Source organism: Rickettsia endosymbiont of Orchestes rusci (assembly GCF_964030945.1).
Classification (GTDB): Bacteria; Pseudomonadota; Alphaproteobacteria; order Rickettsiales; family Rickettsiaceae; genus Rickettsia.
On sequence record NZ_CAXIQG010000004.1, the window covers coordinates 203,333 to 221,803 of the forward strand.

An 18,471-nucleotide genomic window follows, 5' to 3' on the forward strand; every position below is an offset into this window, starting at 1 on the left:
TTTTTACTTTAATATTCTAACTGTTTTCAAAGATAGTAAAATAATATTTTCAGAGTTTTTCATTATCTATAATAAAATGGTTAATTACCGTTTATTTATAAAAATAAATTTTAGCACATTAGGTAAAATTTTTTAAACTCAATTCTCTGTTTGCAATAAAACTATGATTCTTTCTTTTCGTAGTGGCGTTGTTGCATGGCTCGACATCCTTATAAAAAAACACTGTCATTGCGAGGAGGGACATAGTCCCGACGTGGCAATCCAGGAAAAAATAGCAAAAAATGCTATGAAATTTATTATTTTCTAGATTGCCGCGCTCCTTGCAGTCGCTCGCAATGACGTTTGGGGTATCCACGCAACAATGCCTTCCGTAGTTCAAAAAGAAAATTTTTATATAATAAATGAAATTTTGTACCTAATACTCGAAATTTCATGATATAATTTATCTATGTAGATAATTATACTAAAAGGCATAAAAATTATGAAAGCTATTATTAAACGTGAACATTACCTACAAAAGATAGAAACACAATTTCTAAGTCATATAATAGTAGCTCTCTTAGGGCCAAGGCAATGCGGTAAAACTACTTTAGCCCATCAATTTGCTCATGCAAAAGAAGAAGTACATTTTTTTGATTTAGAAGATACAAGAGATTTAGCTGCATTAGAAAATCCTTATATAACATTAAAAGATAAAAAAGGCTTAATTATTATTGACGAAATTCAACGCTTACCCAATTTATTTCCTACACTACGAGTGCTAGCGGATGAACATAAAGAACGATATTTCCTAATATTAGGAAGTGCTTCAAGAGATTTAATTAAGCAAGGCTCTGAAACACTTGCAGGCAGGATATCTTATATAGAAGTACATCCTTTTTCTTTATTAGAAGTTAGTAATATCAATCATCTTCATTTGCTTGGCGGGTTCCCTAAAAGCTATCTTTACCCGAAAACAGGTTTTGATTGGTTAGAACAATATATCAGAACATTTTTAGAGCGTGATATTCCAAATCTTGGTTTTTCTATACCGCCGATCACATTACGACGTTTTTGGACAATGCTTGCTCATTACCATGGAAATATTTTTAACGCTTCTGAAATTGGAAAATCCCTAGGAGTAAGCGATCATACCATAAAAAATTATTTAGATATTTTAACCGGTACTTTTATGGTACGCCAATTATATCCTTGGTTTGAAAATATTTCTAAACGTCAAAAGAAACGACCTAAAATATACTTCACCGATTCAGGTATATTTCATCATTTGATTGACATACACTCACAAGAGCAATTATTAAAACATCCGAAATTAGGTGCTAGCTTTGAAGGATTTGCCTTAGAACAAATAATACGACTTTTTGATAAACGAAGTGAAGATTGTTATTACTGGGGAATACATCAAGAAGGAGAACTAGATTTATTTATAAGATACAAAGGTTTAAAGCTGGGTTTTGAATTTAAGTTTAACGATGCTCCTACCCTTACCTCTTCAATGTATAAAGCAATAGAATATTTAGCCCTAGATAAACTATTTGTTATATACCCCGGTGAAAAAAAATATCAATTAGCGGATAATATAACTATTATTCCTATTAAGGAAATAAAAACAATTTTATAATATTGTTGATTACAATTTAACCCCAACTACGGATAAGGAATTATCCATAGTTCGCGTTATTTATTGAGATAAAAATTAATAATAACTAAATATCATTTCATTTAAGCTTATCGGAATTTTAAATATTAATTCTTTCTTATCTCAATGATCAATGAAGCATTTTAAGTTAATGCTTCATTCTTTTTCTTGTCTAACATAAAATTTCTATTGACTTTTAATAGAAAAATCATAAATCTTTACAGCTAGAAATTTAGAATAGTAAAATAATAGTAAAAATATTATGAAAAAATATATATTAGTAATAATTATGCTTTTAACGAATAAGGTTGTATCTGCACAAGAGCAAATAAATAATCTTGTTGTACCGGTTAGTTATTTTATTAATCACGTATCGCAATTGGAAAAGCTGGGAAGTAATCTAACTAAATATAAGCAGTCTAGCATAGTAGGGATAAGCGGTATGGGTAAAACGCAGCTTGCTAGAATGTATGCTTACGAAAATAAAGCAAATTATGCTCTTATTTGGTTTATTGATTGCAATCTAGATATTGAGCAACAATTACTAAGATTAGCAAAATCTATTAATACCCAATTAAAATCTCCGATGATTTCAGAAGATGTCGCAATAGTAAGGAAGGATTTAATGACTTATCTAGCAAGTAAAGATAGATGGTTATTGGTGTTTGATAATTTAAAAATAAAGGAAAATAAGAAAGTAGCAGATTTTATTAATTGGGAGCATAACGGGAATGTTATATTCTGTTCTCAAGATAGTGAGCTATTACCTCATATAATAAAAGTAAACGCTTTTAGTAAAACAGAGTCTATAGCACTTGCAAAAAATATTTTAGAAAATAAAAACCCGGAATCAATAGAGTTTTTAGCCCAGGAATTCGGAGGTTATCCGATACTTATGGTTCAAGGTGCCCAACTATTAAATCAGGTACAAGGTTTAAACCTCGAGGAATATAAGAAAAAGATACGGGCATCTGATGATAAAATTGAGCTAAATATAAAGCTTGCCATTAATGAATTAAAGCCAACTGCTAAAAAATTATTAAATGAAATAGCTTTAATAAATAATCAAAGTTTTTCAAAAGAATTATTAAACTCTATTACTGAAGATAAAAATACTCTAGATGATGACATTTATCAGCTTTCTAAATTTGCATTGATCTCAAATATTGATCCTAATGAGGTTAACCCGGTATTTGAGATGCATGATATTATAGTTGAAAAAATATTACAAATAAATGGAAGTAAAGAGAACAAAAAACATCTTGAGCAGCTTGCTACTAACCTATTAAATTCTATACCTAAAAGTGTAGTGAAGGGTCGTATTTTTAGGAATGCTAAAACTGTGTCAGAAAATATCGAAATAATCACAAAAAATGCAGAAAAGTATGATGTCTCAATATATAAGCTTCTAGAATTAAAATTACATCTAATTGTACAAGCTATTAATTCTTCTAATTTAAATAATGCTAAAAAATTAGTAGATTGGTTGGATAACAAGGATCAAGAAAAGAAGTTTAAACTATGGAAAATGAATAATGAAGAAAAACGTGACTATGCGGCATATTTAGGGCTTATAGGATGGTATTATAGAAATTGTGCAGATCATCAGGAGGCAATTAAGTATGATAAGAGAGCAAAAGAAGTATTTGATGAAGTTAAAGGATATGATTCTTTTAAATGTAATGTAATTTATGGTTCAGCTATATCTAACATTGAGCGTGGAGATATTAATGAGGCAGAAAAAAATATTCAAATAATAGAAAATATGTTTAATCAAAATTTAGTAGATAAAGCCGATATTGCAACTTTATATTATGCCAAAGCTAAATTATTTTTTATTCAAGGTAAATATGATGAAGCATTAAAGCAAATTGATAATTCTATAAATATATGTGTGGAAAATGGCATGAATCCTCAAGATTTGTATCTCACTGGAAGATATATACTTAAAGTAGAGATATTAAATAATCTTGGTAGATATCAAGAAGCTTATTCGCAGGCAGAGCAAGTATATAATATGAATAAGCTGAATAAGAAAGAAGATCAGCAAATATTCGGACATATTTTTACTCAGATGTCTAGAGCTGAACTAGGACTTAAGAAAGCTAAAGAAGCTTTAGAATATGCTAGAAAAGCTAAAACAATCTACATTAATGATCCAATGAGACCTAACAATAATATTATTACATCGCCGGACATATATTTAGCCAAGGCATTTGTTGCAGAAGGGGATGCTTTAGCCGCTCTTAATAAAAATGAAGAAGCAGCTACGTCTTATGCAACAGCAGAAAATATATATTGGAATAACTATCGAGATAATATGAAAAATGTCGATGAAATAAGTATTATGTATCTTGCAGCTGCTAAAGCTAGTTGCGGCGTACCTAAAGACAGTGCTATACCTCAAAAATTTTGGTACAAGAAATTTCGTAATCATCATATAGAAAAATTTGGAGGTGATCACCCACGAAGTAGAGAAATTTTAAATTTGAAATGTTATAGCCCAAGTTACTAATATATTAAAAAATCTAATTGACTCTTAGTGGCGTTGTTGCATGGCTCGAAATCCTTATAAAAAAACACCGTCATTGCGAGGAGGGGCGTAGTCTAACATACCTTAGATATAAGTATATCCTGCTTTGAAAGTTATAAAATTCTTACCTCGAATAAATGTTATTTATCTAAGAATTATTTCGTAAATGTAACATGCTTACAAACGATTGAATCTCTACTTAAGTATTACACCGGCTTTATACCTCAAAATATTACCTTATTATTTTTCATTATGCTTTTCAGTTAGTTTCTTTTCTAGATAACACCGATTTACAAAAATTTTTTAAATATCGATTAAAGCACGCTTTAAGTAGACATATAACAGATTATACCTTAGGTAATTTAAACTCTTACTTAAGGTACCAACTAAAAATAAGGATAATATTTTTATGAATAGGGTAGAAACAAGAATTTTTAACTATGGAAAAAATATAGATGCAAATTTAAAAAACATTTCTAAACAAATAGATGAAATAAAGGAATTACTAGATATACAGCTAAATTCAGAAAGCTTCAGACAAGATAAATTTAAAGACGAGCTAAGCTACCGTACTAGAGTAGGTGAGTACAGGCGAATGTCGAAAAATTTGCTTGTATCAAGCGATCGAGATGACGCTGTATTTCCGGCAGATAAAGGGTTTATAAGTGAATGGGATGATGAAGATGATGAGGATTACTTAGATGATAAAGGATGGATAAAACTTCCACCGGTAAAATCAGAATGAATCTATATTTTTTCATGCTTTACAAAAGCTTCTATTAAGATGATGAATAATAGATAACTAGAACTCATAGAGAGATTATACACTTATTATCCATAGATACTCCTATACGTGTTATCATGGTTCCTTCACCATTATCTTTTTGATTTAATAAACGCAACTTTAGCACAATATTTATCTACTATATAAAATAATACAACTAAATCAGTGTTTAAAAATATTTCCTTTACTTTATAAATAATTAATATGTAATGTGCGTTTTTAATTTAATAAAAAATTAACAATTCTAGCACCTAAACCAGAATGGTGACCCCTACGGGAATCGAACCCGTGTTACCACCGTGAAAGGGTGGTGTCCTAACCGCTAGACGAAGGGGCCTTTATTTAAAGGATAACAAGCTAAAGTTTTATACATCATCCTTGAAAATATTGCAAGCATGAAATTATGGGTATTTAGGAGCTATGTTAACACGAACTATGGATAAGTTCTTATCCTAAATTCGCGTTATTAAGGTCTATACATCAAATTTCGCGAGTCTCGCTTGTACTCAACTAGTAATCTAACGCGAACTATGGATAAGTTTTAGCTCAAAAACTTATCCATAGTTGGTTACTCTACGCGTAGCGTACGGCTAAATTCAGAAAGCTTCAGACAAGATGAATTTAAAGGTGAGCCTGCGCTAGCCGTTAATAATAGGTGAACACAGGCGAATCCAGAAAAATTCGCTTGTATCAAGCGATCGCGATGACGCTGTAGCTCGCTCTAAAATTTAACGTCTATACCTTTAACGTTGACGTATTGAGGATGATCTCACATTATTAGGAGTGCTAGGCGGCATGAGTGAGGTAGAGATGTCTACGGCAGCAGGATGATCCGTCCGAATTTTACGGATAATTTGTTGTTGTTTAAGATTATTAATTTTTTGTATCCCGGCATTTGCTATGGATTTAGTGATTTTAGCAGTTTCTGCTAATAATTCCTTTGAGCTTTGTAGTCGGTCGATTTGTTCATAATGATTTTTAAGAAATTTTTCTTTAACCTTATTATCGACTCCTTTCAACTCGGCATATGTTTTGTATAATCCCTTTAAATTTGCTTTAGTTGTTACCATTTGTTTTTCAGGAGATTCTTTAAAGATTGACTTAATAGAATTTATAAAAATACTACCTATTTCTTTGATTATATCTATTGCAGGTGATACTATTTCCTTTATTCCTTCGTAAATTTTTTGTAAGCCATTAGTAATAATGTTTGATACTTTAGCTTCGTATTCTTGAGGTATAGGAGATATGTTAGCAATTATATTACTCATTTCTTCAAGTTTACTAGCTAGATTAGTTAATGATTTCTTTTCTTGTACATCGTTATATTGATGAGCAAATGCATCAGCTATACCCGTTTGTACGTCAAGGTTAGCTGTGATGATTGATTTAGTATCATCAAAGGAAAATCCTACAGGTGTTTTTTTGTTAGTCTCATTAGAAGGATTATGAGTGATATATGATAAGTCTGTTGCTGAGGTCTTTTGTCTTATGGGACTATCAGCTTTTAGTCTGTTCAGTCTATCACGTAGTGCTTGATCTTGTCGGTTACCTAATTCCGTACTTTTTGCTTCGAGTTTAACCTCCGACTGTATTTGTGCTAGTAATTTATCTACTTCATCATCGGAATGCGAATCTTTACCCCATAATTTATCTAATCTTGCATTAAATTGATCAAAGTTGTTCATCTCATTTTGTAAATCTTTTTCTGATCGTTCTGTAAGTTTTGCCACTCTTGCTTCCAATTCTTGCAATGATCTAGCATTAAATATTTCATTATTTCTTTTAGACATTTGTTACCTTTAATATTACTATTTATTCAACCTAAAGTAGCTATTTAAGTCGAATCAAAAAATCAATTAACTATTTTATATCACTAATATTTATTATTTGTAATAAATATCAGCTAAGTTCTATAATTAAGTTTTGTCGGTATTGACCATTATTATACTTTTTATTAGTTGTGGCGTTGTTGCATGGCTACCGGAATCGTCATGGCGAGCGACTGCAAGGAGCGCGGCAATCTAGTGTTTGTCATGCTGAACTTGTTTCAGCATCTATTAAAAAGATCCTGAAATAAATTCAGGATGACAGAAAAGTATTTTTCCTGGATTGCCACGTCGGCACTTTGTGCCTCCTCGCAATGACGGGGTAAGATCGAGCCATGCAACAAGGCTCTTAATAACTAATATAGTAATTTTGATCTTTAAGACTACCTAAATGGTAAGAACGGTTATATATTACCGACGGTGCGGTGTTCTTCCGCTTCTAAAAACTTCTCTAATTCATTTCTAGTATATTTTTTTTCAACAAGCTTTACTTCCTTATCAAAAATATGCCGAACGGCTTTTTCTTCTAGAGCCGGTCCTTTAAGCTGTTCAACTGCCTTTTGATTATTTTTATAAAATTCAAATATCATATTTTCTTGCCCCGGGAAGTTTCTAGCTTGTGACATAATCACGTTTCTAAGATCATCCGACTCTATCCGTAAATCTTTAATTTTTACGTACTCTGCTAGCATTAAGCCGATTTTCACACGGCGCAGCGCTAGTTTATTATAATATTCGTTTATTTCTTCCGGCGATTTACCTTTAAATAACGATTCTTCGCCATCGCTTCCGTTGGTTTCATTCTTGTCGGTTTCGGACTTTAAAATATTCTTTTCTTGAACAAGTAAAGATTCCGGTACATCAAAATTTAACAATTTATCTAGCTGATCGAATAAACTCATTTTCATGATAGTATTAATAGCTTCTTCCGCTTCGCTTTCTATTTTTTTCGTGAAATGCCCACGTAATTCTTCTAAACTATTAGCGTGAAATTTTTTGGCGAATTCATCATTGACAACGGTAGGCTCGGCGGTATGCACCGCTTTTATCTGTACTACAAAACGAGCCGGTTTACCGGCAATATCTTTTGCATGGTAATCTTCCGGAAAAGTTACGTTTACTTCTACTTCGCTTCCTACTTTTGAGCCGATTAGTTGTTTTTCAAAACCGGGAATAAGACTATTACTACCGATTACTAATTTATAATCGGTAAGTTTACTACCTTCAAAAATTTTATCGTCTATATATCCGATCGCATCAATAGTAGCTTGATCGCCTTTTTTAATTTTCGCCGTGCTTTCTTTACTATAGCTTTTTGTTAATTCGGCAAGTTTGTTGATTTGTTCGTTAACATCATTTTCTTGCACTATCAATTTTGGTCTATCAATAGAAATTTTTGTAAAATCAGGAATTGCAATTTCAGGTAATAACTCTAGTTTTAAAGTAAATTCTAGGTCTTTGTTATTCTCATTTTGTAAATCTTCAATCTTTGGATTACCGATAATATTTAACTTCTTATCTTCAATAACATGGCTAACATTATGGTTAATTTTATGTTCGACTATGTCTTGCCTAACTGATTTTTCGTATTTTTGTTTAACGATGGCAATAGGTACTTTACCGGCGCGAAAGCCCGCAAACTTAACTTTTTTTGTTAAATTAAGTAACTCTTTTTGAATCTCATCGTTAATTTCATTTGAAGGAATTGAAATTTTTGCATGAAAATCCAATCCTTCGCTTTTCAGTACGGTAACTTGCATTCTATTAATCTCGTCAACTAAATATTATAAATTTATGGTACGCCGTAGTGTACAGCTTGCTAACCAATATAACCCACAGAACCGAAATATGCAACACTTTTCGCATGAAAGCAGGTTATGCGTAATCGTAACAAAAACCTATTCAACAAGCGGGGGCAAATTGCCCCTTCTCTTTATATAGTACTATCCACGCCCAATATAGTAACGTCATCATTTATATTTTGCGGCTCTATTAATTTGTCAATTTGGTTTTCTATAATCATAAGCTTTAATTTTGTAGATTTATCAACTATAAGCTCTTGCATATTAGCAGTTATTTTCTCTATATCGGTTATATTATTAAGTTCTTTAGCTTTGTGTATTATATCCTTTATAGTGTCTTTTATTATAGCTTTATCTTTTGCATTTATTACAATATTAGTAGCTACTTTATCGTTTATTCCATCAGCCAACTTTTGAAAACTCATTAAATTTTTATTTCGCTGTAGGTATTTCTCAATTATAACTTCGTTTTGTTGACCTATATTATTTTGTCCTAAATCTAAATCCGTAATAATAATATTTTCTCTCAAAGCTTTTATAATTGCTTTTGTCCCTTCATAAGTTATATTATTCAATGCAATAACGAGATACTTTAAACTATTGTTGTTTTTCAGGAATTCACTTATTAGCTTTGCTCCTTCATCACCTATATTATTATTGTGTAAATCTAAATATACAATAGTATTATTTAATTTTAGGGCTTCAATAATTGCCTTAATTCCTGTAATACCTATCTTATTTTCGCCAAGGTAAATATGTGTAAGAGTATTAACCTGTAAAATTTCAGCTAATATCGATATTTTTTGATCGCCTAAGTCACTACAACTAAAACTAAATTTTTCTAGCCGCTTATTTGCTAAAGCTTCGGTAATGATTTTTATACCTTTATCGCTTATTTGAGTACCAAAAAAACTAACCTTAGTGATTGTAGCAATATTTCTTAATTTATTCGCCATTAGTTTTGCTGCTTCATCACTTATTGTTGGAAAACAAATATTTACAGAAATATCATTATTAGAAAAACTATTTACTAATTCGTTAAGCTCATTATTTAAGGAATCTGTAAGTATTTGTGCGTGTTGTTCTTCATATTTCTTTTCTACCTCTGCTTTATTAGCTAGATTATCTTTTTTATTCGTCAATAAATCGCATATATTTTTAAAACCATTTTTTGTAGCTAAACTTAAAGCCGTCATGCCGTTATTAGTAACCTGATTAATAGCCTGATCGGGCATTTTATGTATAAGCAACTCACAAACTTTTTCCAAGCCATAACTCGCAGCCAAAGTTAATGCCGTTTCGCCATAAGTTTTAGTAACCTGATTAATACCCTGATCGGTCATTTTAGGTATTAATAGCTCACAAACTTTTTCTAAGCCATAACTCGCAGCCAAAGTTAATGCCATATTGCCGTTATTATTAACGTGATTAATAGCCTGATCGGTCATTTTAGGTATTAGTAGCTCACAAACCTTTTCTAAGCCTTTACCAGCAGCCAAAGTTAATACCGTTTCGCCATAAGTTTTAGTAACCTGATTAATAGCCTGATCGGTCATTTTAGGTATTAGTAGCTCACAAACCTTTTCTAAGCCTTTATTAGCAGCAAAAGTTAATGCCGTATCACCATTGTCTTTAGTAACCTGATTAATAGCCTGATCAGACATTTTAGGTATTAGTAGCTCACAAACCTTTTCTAAGCCTTTATATGCAGCAAAAGTTAAAGCCGTATGCCGTAATTAGTAACATGATTAATAGCCTCATTGGACATTTTAGATATTAGCATTTCACAAACCTTTTCTAAACCTTTAAAAGCAGCCAAAGTTAATGCCGTACTGCCGCCACTATTAACCTGATTAATAGCTTGCTCTGTCATTATAGGTATAAGCATTTCACAAACCTTTTTCAAACCATAACCTGCAGCCAAAGTTAATGCCGTTTCGCCATAAGTTTTAGTAACGTGATTAATAGCCTGATCAGACATTTTAGATATTAGCATTTCGCATACTTTTTCTAATCCTTTACTTGCAGCCCAAGTTAAAGCTGTTTCGCCGTTATTATCAATTTTGCTAAGAGTTTTACTATTTAGCTCCTTAATTAAATTTTCTACCTCTTCTGCTTTATTTTCCTTTATTGCTGAAATTAGTTGATTATATTTTAACTCATCAAATTTTAGGCTCTGCTGTTGTTCTTCATATTTCTTTTCTGCTTTTGTTTTATTAGTAATGTACAAAGGCTTTTTGTTAATGGCTATTGCTGCGTTATATTTTTCTATTGCTTTGTCATATTCTCCTTTATTGCAAAAAGTATCGCCTTGAGTATTTAACTCTTCTGCTTTTTTATCGTTTTCCTTTTCTAGAGCTTGTTGTTGCGCTTTTAGTTCTGCTTGCTGTTTTTCTCTAAATGCGGCTAATTACTTTTCTTTTAATTCTACTTCCTGTTTCGTCTTTAGTTCTGCTTGCTGTTTTACGGCTTGAGGGTTTAACGTTTCTGTCTTTTTCTTTGGTAAATTTTTATTTCTTTGTAAATATTCGTTAATATTCTTTTCTTCAGTCTCGCCTATGTTGTTACGGTAAAGATCAAGCGTTGTAAGAGTAGAATTAGTTTTTAGCACTAAAGCTAGTTCCTTTGCTCCAGTATCGCCTATTTGGTTACCACCAAGATAAAGCATTGTAAGAGTAGAATTAGTTTTTAGCACTGAAGCTATTTCCTTTGCTCCAGTCTCGCCTATTTGGTTACTGAAAAGATCAAGCGTTGTAAGAGTAGAATTAGTTTTTAGCACTGAAGCTATTTCCTTTGCTCCAGTCTCGCCTATTTGGTTACTCCAAAGATCAAGCGTTGTAAGAGTAGAATTAGTTTTTAGCGCTGAAGCTATTTCCTTTGCTCCAGTCTCGCCTATTTGATTACCGCCAAGATAAAGCGTTGTAAGAGTAGAATTAGTTTTTAGCACTGAAGCTATTTCCTTTGCTCCGATCTCGCCTATGTTGTTACCCAAAAGATTAAGCGTTGTAAGAGTAGAATTAGTTTTCAGTAGCTCGGCAATATCTTTAGCCTCTGCAGCTCCTATATTTTTGTCATAAAGGTTAAGAGTAGTTGCGCCGTTTCGTAAACTTTTGGCTTGCTCGGTAAATCCTTGTACTTCTAACCAATATATTAATTCCTCATTTGAAGTTGTTGTTTTTGTTAATTTAGCTTGCGTAAACATAATTGCCTCCTTAGATTGTGTTTATTAATATTTGTTAACCATAAGTTAACCTTTATAGTTGCTAAAATAATTACAAGTATATCGATAACAAGTCAAATAAAAAAATAAGGCAAGATTAAGAAATTAAATATAGCGTTAAAAAGTGAGGTAATAACTAGCGAATGTTATTGTAAGATTTTAGCCCGGTTAGTTTAATCTAAATACTCGGCTAGTCGTTTCGTTGAGAAACAGCCCGTAAAGCTCCGGATATTCAGCTTTGAACGCTGTAAGGTCGAAACTACTACGATTGCAGTTTTTCCATGAGATGATGGGTTTGTTGTGAAGGGTTAAAATGGTGTGTAGCCCCATATAATTTGTAACGATATCTTTTAACTCGTCTTCTTTAGCATGTAGTATTTGCTTTAGCTCTTGGAGTTTGTGAAGGTCTTGAACTATATTAGCTATTTTCTCGGTAGCCTCAATTGTGTTGTCATCTATATTTGTTTGCGACTCCGGTAGCTTATCAGACATATCAAACGGCGTTATTGCATTGCTTGAATCAACTAAATCTTCTGTTGTCTCTTCTGCCGCTTCTAACAATCTATCCATTTGTTATTTATGTCCTAAAGCAGGAGCAACCCCTTTGAATCTGCCGAACAAACCTTTTATTGAACTCGCAATAATACCGGTTATGCTATTGCCGTAATGCTTGGTATTATCTTTATCATCTTGCATATTGTCCCTAGTTATCGCTCTTCTATAGCTCGGCAAATATAAATTCACCTCATTTAAGAATACTGCCCGCTCTAATGCTCGCCGTTTCACTAAGCCGTTAAGCCTGACACCTCCAGAGTGAACCCACTTAAGCAGCTCATCGGCAGCACTAGAATATTCACCGCGATTGAGCTTTTGCCGCAAGGTTGACGCTTGAAACGCCCCGCTACCGCAATTAAAGATGAATGAGATCAAGGCGGCTTTTTGAGGGATGCTTAAATAAACGCTGGAATATTTATATAATATTCTTTGCGCTTGTATTACGTCTTCCTCAAGTAATCGCTCGGCTTGTTCTTTGCTGATACTCTCACCTATTTTGGCTTGTTCATGCGGCTTTATCACATGCCCGTAGCCGATTGTTTTAACCCCCGCAGGACAGAGGTAAGCGTTAAGCCTCAAACCTTCAAATTGCTTAATTAAATCTTTGGCGTGTTTTCCGGAAGCCATTAATATTGTCCTTATTTCTTATATTTGCTAATGGCACGATTGCCGAACCAGAAGCATATAACAGTGTTAAATATTCCCTGATCTTCCTCCGTCCATATTTCGACTATCGTACCTTGATATTTATGTTTAAAATAAACATACGATAAAACGAACATGAAAGTAATTAAAGGACGCACTAAAGCAGCTAAGGCATCAACCCACTTGACACGGCTAGGTGCGGCATGTAAGTATAAATATCTACTTTCCTCCGTATCCGCTTGGATTTTCACCGCTGCCAGTTTTGAAGCTTGGTTTGCTTTTGCTGCCTCTATTTGTAAATTGATTAGCTTTAGCTCATGCTCTTTGTCCTTCTTGTCCTTAACGAAATTTAAAATTTCCGGCACAAAGCTACTAAGGAAGCCTATTAAACTGCCGATAATTGTTAACATATTAATTTACCCGTTATTTTCATCATTGATATTTTTATACTATTAACTTATTATATTGCTCTTGAGATCGCCATATTTGAAAATGTTTATTATCAAAATTAGCATCTCTATAAACTCTAAATGAACCGGTAAACCATCTTACCCTAAATTGTACGGCATCGCCTAAATCGGAACACATATACACCTCTCCGCCTTGCCTTATCATATCTAACTTATATTTAGCATCGAGAAATTTACGATTATTAACGTCAGCTTCATACTCTATATTTCGTATTTGCTGCGTTAAATTACTAGTTTGAGTTTGCACCGAAGCAAGTTGATTAGATATATTAGTATATTGATTATTTTTTTGACTAAGCTGATTATTTAAATTACTTATTTCCAGCTGCTTTTGATTTATTTGTCCGTTTAGGTTATTTATTTGTATTTGTAAATTGCTAATTTGGCGATTCTTGGCGGTTACGTCATTTGCCGCATTATTATAATTGTTTTTTGTACTCTCTAACTCCTGCCGCAACTTATCTATTTCGGTTAATAACATTTCTTCGTTATCTTCCGAGAAACTGCTACCCGTCCAACTATAATCTTCCATGACTTCGGTAATTACTTCCGGTTGTTCCGTTGCCGGTAATTGGGATTGCGGTATAATTGCCGGCTCCCTAGCGGTGCTTTGAGTAGTATCAAGATAACTTTGATTACTACCCTCATTGATATTAACATGTATCGTATAAGTTAAACTTATCGGCAGCAGCGGAATTTTACTAGTTAAACTTTTTAATGCTTCCCTGCCTCCGTTTGAACTAATAGACCACGGCAATACTATATATTGATCTTCTATAACGCTATTATTATCGACTTGCGTAAAAGGCGGAGTAGCACCGGTTAAAAATGTTAATGAGTTATGGGGAAGGGTAATTAATTCTTTACCGATTAAGCTGTTAATTTCTATCTCAATTTTTTCTACGTCTTTCGGTATAATATTCTTCTTAAGATTTAATTTGGCTATTTCCGCTAAGTGGTTCGATTTGGCTTTATAAACATCTTTCATTAGCTTTTTAAGCTTTCTGATCTTTAGCGGTGATTTAAATGTTTTAGTTATCTTACGCATGGCAAACTTCCCCTTAACTATCTGTATTTATATAACTTTATTTATAGTTTTATTATACCATAAACAGGGGGAATTTGCATTAAATAAAACACTTATAGGTAGTATTATTTTAAGTAATTCTCAACCATAAACAAGGCAGGAGTAAGGTAAAACAAATTACGCCCCGGGACGTTTCTTTTCAGCATTCTAGTTAATAATTCTTGTGCTTTCGGATCGCCGTTTTTTGCCATAGTATAGATTTTGCCGATATCGATTAAATCGCCGCCGATCGGTCCGGCTAAGCTTTCTACTAGATTATGCCCGTAACGATCATATTCGCCAAAGATAAAATCCCCGTATAAACCAAGCCCGCCGCCTTTCATTAGAGAAGCAGCAAATACACCTTCCTCGTTTAAACCTACCGGCTCTTGACCCTTTAATAACCTTCCGGCGTTAAGCGATAAATAACCAAGCCCCGTAGTACCGAGCATTAACTGCGGAAATATCTTAAGAGTAGTGGGGTTACGCATTGTTTTAGCTACGTCTTGCCAGGTGCCTTTGTCAAATAACCCATAGCCTCGTTGCTCATGAATCGGTATTTGATCAATCGTTACAGCTTTTAATGGACGAATTACATAACTATAAGGAAAAGTTTTAAACTGCATCAAACACTTAATAACTGCCGCCATCGGTGAGCCCGGTTTTACGCCAAGACCTGCCAACTGCATTGCGCTTTGTTCTGCCGTATGAGGGGTAGGAATAGCGGTATCTACTCGGTCAATAAAATATCGTTGTAAATTGTTGGTTAGGTCTTGTTTTAATCTTGTTCTATTTAGTTCATTTACTATTTTGCCTTGCGCTTTTAAATGTATATCTATTATATTATCCGGTAACAAATTAATATCCGGTATTATATATTGATTGCCCTTGACGCTTTGGATAAGATTTTTATATAAATGCCAATTACTTTCACCAATTCCGTAACGTGTAAGGAGAGTTTGCAAATTTTGCCGTATCTCGTTAAAAGATTTGGCAGTTGATATTTTTTTAGCCAAATTATGCGATAATAAAATACCCATGGTGGATTTTAAATTATTATCCCACGGCTCCATAAGATTTAGCTTAAAGAAAGCAGTTGTTGCTTTGGCAATACTTCCCGCTACTGCTCCTTCAGCTCCAAGCCTTGAGTAATTACCGCCAAGTAATGAATCAACAGTAATGCCGAGCAATCGCCCAAATTCTTTCTTTTCTTTCGGGTTAAAAGCACCGGTTAGTATTTTAAGACTGCTAGCGTAAGATTCAAGCAAAGGCACACCGTTATTTTGTAGCTCGGTTATAAAAGTAGCAATATCGGGGAATGAACTAATAAGCGTGCTGCCTAAACTCGACATGCATTTTAACGATCGGTAATTACCTAAAATACTGTCAACTAAAGGTATCTCCGGACGTACCCCCAGCATCAACTGTAACTGATTCTCAAACTTTCCTGCTCTTTTTAAAGTTTTTAACTGGCTAAAAAAACCGTGATTCACGGTTGCTTTTTCTTGCAGCTCTCTAATAAAGCAGTTGCGTAACGAGGTCAGCATTTCCTGCGGCTTAGAACCCATCACCTCCATTATGCCGATAGCTCGCCCCATTTTAGTTAAGTCGCTTACAATCGACTCGGCTAAAAAAGACCTTTCAGGTAAAAGCGGGCTTAAAACTTTATCGACAATATTAGGTTTGGAATAATTACCGAACTCATATAAATATTTTAATTCTGCTTCAGCAGTTTTAAAACGTAACTCTCTATTTGCCGAAACTACCTTAGCAATGTTAGCGCCGTTACTTCCCGGAATATTTTTACTAAACGGCGTACTTAAATGTTCCTCTAAATCTTTTAAATGCGTGGCAGTTGCTAGATTATTATATATCTGCCTAAAATCAACTTCCCCGGTTTTTTTCAAATCAAGCAGCGGCGTTATAAATTCAAGCCATTTGTTAAAGCCTGCCTTTCTTAGTTTCTCGGCGTTATGAGTGCGCTTTGTTATATAACCGGGCAAAAAATTTATGTGTGCGCCGCCGAGATTTGCCCTATTAGCTGCGTATGTGTGCCATTTATGGATTATTCCCGCCGCCGCTTTAGCTTGATTGCTGCCGCTATCTATTTTATCCGGATGGGTGATATTCCATAATTCTTGCGCTATTGCTTGCTCAAAATTTTTATCTCTATATATTTCAACTAATTTAGCTTTTTCTAAGTCGTGGATAAAGCCGTGTAATATTTCTCTCTCGACGGCGTTTTGTCTTAAATCTACTTGCTTTAAATATTCAAAAATACCTTTAATTTTATTGGTAAATCTACGTACAAAGCTCTCACTATCGGCAAGCTTGATTAAATTTAATGCCGTATTTCTTCGCTGTAGAAATTTCTTACTTCTTAAATTAATACTAATTGTATCTAAAGTTTTATCCCGTTCTAATTTGCTTAATTTCTTTTCGCCGATATGATTTTTGTAAATACTAATCAATTCCCCCGCTAACTCTTCATCAATTACCGATAATGTCTTTATTAGTGGCTCAATATCTTTTTTCTTAGCATTCTGTTTAATTTTTGTTATAGCTTCGTCAGCTAAACGTATTGTTTCCTCGTCAGTAATCCGCTCTTTATTATATTCTGCTATATATTCTTGCGGCAAAGCGGCTATATCATTCTCAAGCGATGCTAGTTGTTCCGGTAAACTTGTCGTTTCCGTATTAACAATTTTATCGTCTACCTTGCTACCCCCTTCATAAAACGATTCGGCATTTTCGGGATTGTCTAAATTTATATGCTTACCCTCGTTTAATTGCGATCTTGCAATATATAAATCTTCTATAGATAAATTATAACCCTTTAAATCAAATTGCTCTTTTCTTAAATTAACTATTATTGCCTTGTCTAATTCCCCTGCTTTATTTAAATATTCTAAAAATGCCGGTTCATTAACATATTGCTCTTTTAATAGCTCTAATTTTGCTTGTTCATTTTGTAGCATTGCCTTTAAATGACTAGGTACGGCTTTAATGTTATTATCGGTGTAAAACTTTTCATGTAAATTTTGCTCTAAAATTGCTACTTTCTTATATTGATTAAAATACTCGGGAAAATGCCTATCGGCTTTTAACGTTAATTCTAATTTTGCCGCCTGTAACTGGTGCAGAGTAGAACCGCTTAACGGCACAGTGGATAATTGCCCTGGGTCAGATTCATTAAGTACTGCTTGAATATTTGCCTTAAATTGACTATCTACTACCGCATGACCGGTTTTTATTTCCGGGGCTAAAGTTTCAGAGGTGGCAAAATAACGATTTTTTAAATATTTAGCTGAATAACCAAGACCGTGCAAAGCTGAACCGAATAAACCGCTTTGTAAAATATTTATGGCACTATCTTTTAAGCTATATTCCCTTTGTTCAAAATTTCGCTCTTTATATAAAAAAGGCTCTATTGCCGCTTGTCCTATAGCTCCACCGATAAATCCTTTAACTAAACCGGTTTTTAATCCGCCATATTTGAACGCTGCAACTGCCCATTTAGCTTGTCCGCCGATCGGCATAAAAGAAGCCGCTATATTGATCGGTGATAAGTTGCTTGCCACCACCTCCACGCCAAACTTGCCGATCGCTTCAACTACTCCGCCTTTGCCTCTGGAAATAATATATTCGTTTATTTCTTGCTGTTTTCTGCGTTCTAAAATATCGTCTATTTTTTCTTTAGTAAAATTAGCGTCATACTCTAATCCCGAATCTTTATAATCTGCTGTAAACTCTTCCTTAGTGATTCTTTTCTTATCAAAATACCCTGCAGCTCCTAATTGCTGAATGTCGGCAAACTCCGGATCACTAAGATGTTTTAAATTCTCGGGATCCCACAAACCGCTTATGCTTGGACTATCAGCGTAAGCCTGACGTGCTGCAGCCTCCCACACATCCATTTTGCTAATGC

The 18,471-nt window shown here is 33.6% G+C and carries 13 protein-coding genes, 1 tRNA gene and 2 pseudogenes; 4 read left to right on the forward strand and 12 right to left on the reverse strand.

Going from position 1 to position 18,471, the window contains the following annotated elements:
- Window positions 1-118 precede the first annotated feature (118 nt).
- Window positions 119-355 (reverse strand): hypothetical protein, encoded by a 237-nt coding sequence (locus AAHM91_RS04560; protein WP_341793277.1) that lies wholly within the window; start codon window positions 353-355, stop codon window positions 119-121.
- Window positions 356-481: 126 nt separating this feature from the next.
- Here AAHM91_RS04560 and AAHM91_RS04565 point away from each other — a divergent pair, with 126 nt between their 5' ends.
- From AAHM91_RS04565 to AAHM91_RS04575, 3 genes are all read left to right on the forward strand, one after another.
- Window positions 482-1,621: an ATP-binding protein gene (locus AAHM91_RS04565; protein ID WP_342270028.1), complete on the forward strand. Its 1,140-nt coding sequence runs from the start codon at window positions 482-484 to the stop codon at window positions 1,619-1,621.
- A gap of 280 nt (window positions 1,622-1,901) precedes the next feature.
- Entirely contained in the window at window positions 1,902-4,154 is a 2,253-nt protein-coding gene (locus AAHM91_RS04570; protein ID WP_342270029.1) for a tetratricopeptide repeat protein, read from the forward strand.
- Window positions 4,155-4,581: 427 nt separating this feature from the next.
- Window positions 4,582-4,917, forward strand: a complete 336-nt coding sequence (locus AAHM91_RS04575) for a palindromic element RPE3 domain-containing protein (RefSeq protein ID WP_253308335.1) — start codon at window positions 4,582-4,584, stop codon at window positions 4,915-4,917.
- A 301-nt stretch (window positions 4,918-5,218) separates the two neighbouring features.
- Here AAHM91_RS04575 and AAHM91_RS04580 read toward each other — a convergent pair.
- A tRNA-Glu gene (locus tag AAHM91_RS04580) sits at window positions 5,219-5,293 on the reverse strand.
- A 244-nt stretch (window positions 5,294-5,537) separates the two neighbouring features.
- Here AAHM91_RS04580 and AAHM91_RS10945 point away from each other — a divergent pair.
- Window positions 5,538-5,673, forward strand: a pseudogene (locus AAHM91_RS10945) (palindromic element RPE3 domain-containing protein); the annotation flags it as partial.
- A gap of 26 nt (window positions 5,674-5,699) precedes the next feature.
- Here AAHM91_RS10945 and AAHM91_RS04590 read toward each other — a convergent pair.
- The 10 genes and pseudogenes from AAHM91_RS04590 to AAHM91_RS04635 form a co-directional block, all read right to left on the reverse strand.
- Window positions 5,700-6,749, reverse strand: a complete 1,050-nt coding sequence (locus AAHM91_RS04590; RefSeq protein ID WP_342270030.1) for a hypothetical protein — start codon at window positions 6,747-6,749, stop codon at window positions 5,700-5,702.
- Window positions 6,750-7,189: 440 nt separating this feature from the next.
- Window positions 7,190-8,545, reverse strand: a complete 1,356-nt coding sequence (gene tig, locus AAHM91_RS04595) for a trigger factor (protein ID WP_342270031.1) — start codon at window positions 8,543-8,545, stop codon at window positions 7,190-7,192.
- 173 nt (window positions 8,546-8,718) lie between these two features.
- Window positions 8,719-10,260: an ankyrin repeat domain-containing protein gene (locus AAHM91_RS04600; RefSeq protein WP_342270731.1), complete on the reverse strand. Its 1,542-nt coding sequence runs from the start codon at window positions 10,258-10,260 to the stop codon at window positions 8,719-8,721.
- A gap of 44 nt (window positions 10,261-10,304) precedes the next feature.
- A complete protein-coding gene (locus AAHM91_RS04605) occupies window positions 10,305-10,817 on the reverse strand; it encodes an ankyrin repeat domain-containing protein (RefSeq protein ID WP_342270032.1) in 513 nt (170 codons plus the stop codon).
- Window positions 10,818-10,997: 180 nt separating this feature from the next.
- Complete coding sequence (locus tag AAHM91_RS04610) at window positions 10,998-11,789, reverse strand: leucine-rich repeat domain-containing protein (protein ID WP_342270033.1); 792 nt, start codon at window positions 11,787-11,789, stop codon at window positions 10,998-11,000.
- A gap of 186 nt (window positions 11,790-11,975) precedes the next feature.
- Window positions 11,976-12,377, reverse strand: a complete 402-nt coding sequence (locus AAHM91_RS04615; protein WP_342270034.1) for a hypothetical protein — start codon at window positions 12,375-12,377, stop codon at window positions 11,976-11,978.
- 192 nt (window positions 12,378-12,569) lie between these two features.
- Window positions 12,570-12,989: pseudogene (locus AAHM91_RS04620) on the reverse strand (lysozyme); the annotation flags it as partial.
- A gap of 11 nt (window positions 12,990-13,000) precedes the next feature.
- A complete protein-coding gene (locus AAHM91_RS04625; RefSeq protein WP_342270036.1) occupies window positions 13,001-13,417 on the reverse strand; it encodes a hypothetical protein in 417 nt (138 codons plus the stop codon).
- A 34-nt stretch (window positions 13,418-13,451) separates the two neighbouring features.
- A complete protein-coding gene (locus AAHM91_RS04630; RefSeq protein WP_342270037.1) occupies window positions 13,452-14,525 on the reverse strand; it encodes a hypothetical protein in 1,074 nt (357 codons plus the stop codon).
- 104 nt (window positions 14,526-14,629) lie between these two features.
- Window positions 14,630-18,460 (reverse strand): hypothetical protein, encoded by a 3,831-nt coding sequence (locus AAHM91_RS04635; RefSeq protein WP_342270038.1) that lies wholly within the window; start codon window positions 18,458-18,460, stop codon window positions 14,630-14,632.
- Window positions 18,461-18,471: the final 11 nt, after the last annotated feature.

Coding starts and splice junctions, on each gene's coding strand:
- AAHM91_RS04565 (WP_342270028.1), top strand. CDS start 482: ATGAAAGCTATTATTAAACGTGAACATTACCTACAAAAGATAGAAACA.
- AAHM91_RS04570 (WP_342270029.1), top strand. CDS start 1,902: ATGAAAAAATATATATTAGTAATAATTATGCTTTTAACGAATAAGGTT.
- AAHM91_RS04575 (WP_253308335.1), top strand. CDS start 4,582: ATGAATAGGGTAGAAACAAGAATTTTTAACTATGGAAAAAATATAGAT.
- AAHM91_RS04590 (WP_342270030.1), bottom strand. CDS start 6,749: ATGTCTAAAAGAAATAATGAAATATTTAATGCTAGATCATTGCAAGAA.
- tig (WP_342270031.1), bottom strand. CDS start 8,545: ATGCAAGTTACCGTACTGAAAAGCGAAGGATTGGATTTTCATGCAAAA.
- AAHM91_RS04610 (WP_342270033.1), bottom strand. CDS start 11,789: ATGTTTACGCAAGCTAAATTAACAAAAACAACAACTTCAAATGAGGAA.
- AAHM91_RS04615 (WP_342270034.1), bottom strand. CDS start 12,377: ATGGATAGATTGTTAGAAGCGGCAGAAGAGACAACAGAAGATTTAGTT.
- AAHM91_RS04625 (WP_342270036.1), bottom strand. CDS start 13,417: ATGTTAACAATTATCGGCAGTTTAATAGGCTTCCTTAGTAGCTTTGTG.
- AAHM91_RS04630 (WP_342270037.1), bottom strand. CDS start 14,525: ATGCGTAAGATAACTAAAACATTTAAATCACCGCTAAAGATCAGAAAG.
- AAHM91_RS04635 (WP_342270038.1), bottom strand. CDS start 18,460: ATGGATGTGTGGGAGGCTGCAGCACGTCAGGCTTACGCTGATAGTCCA.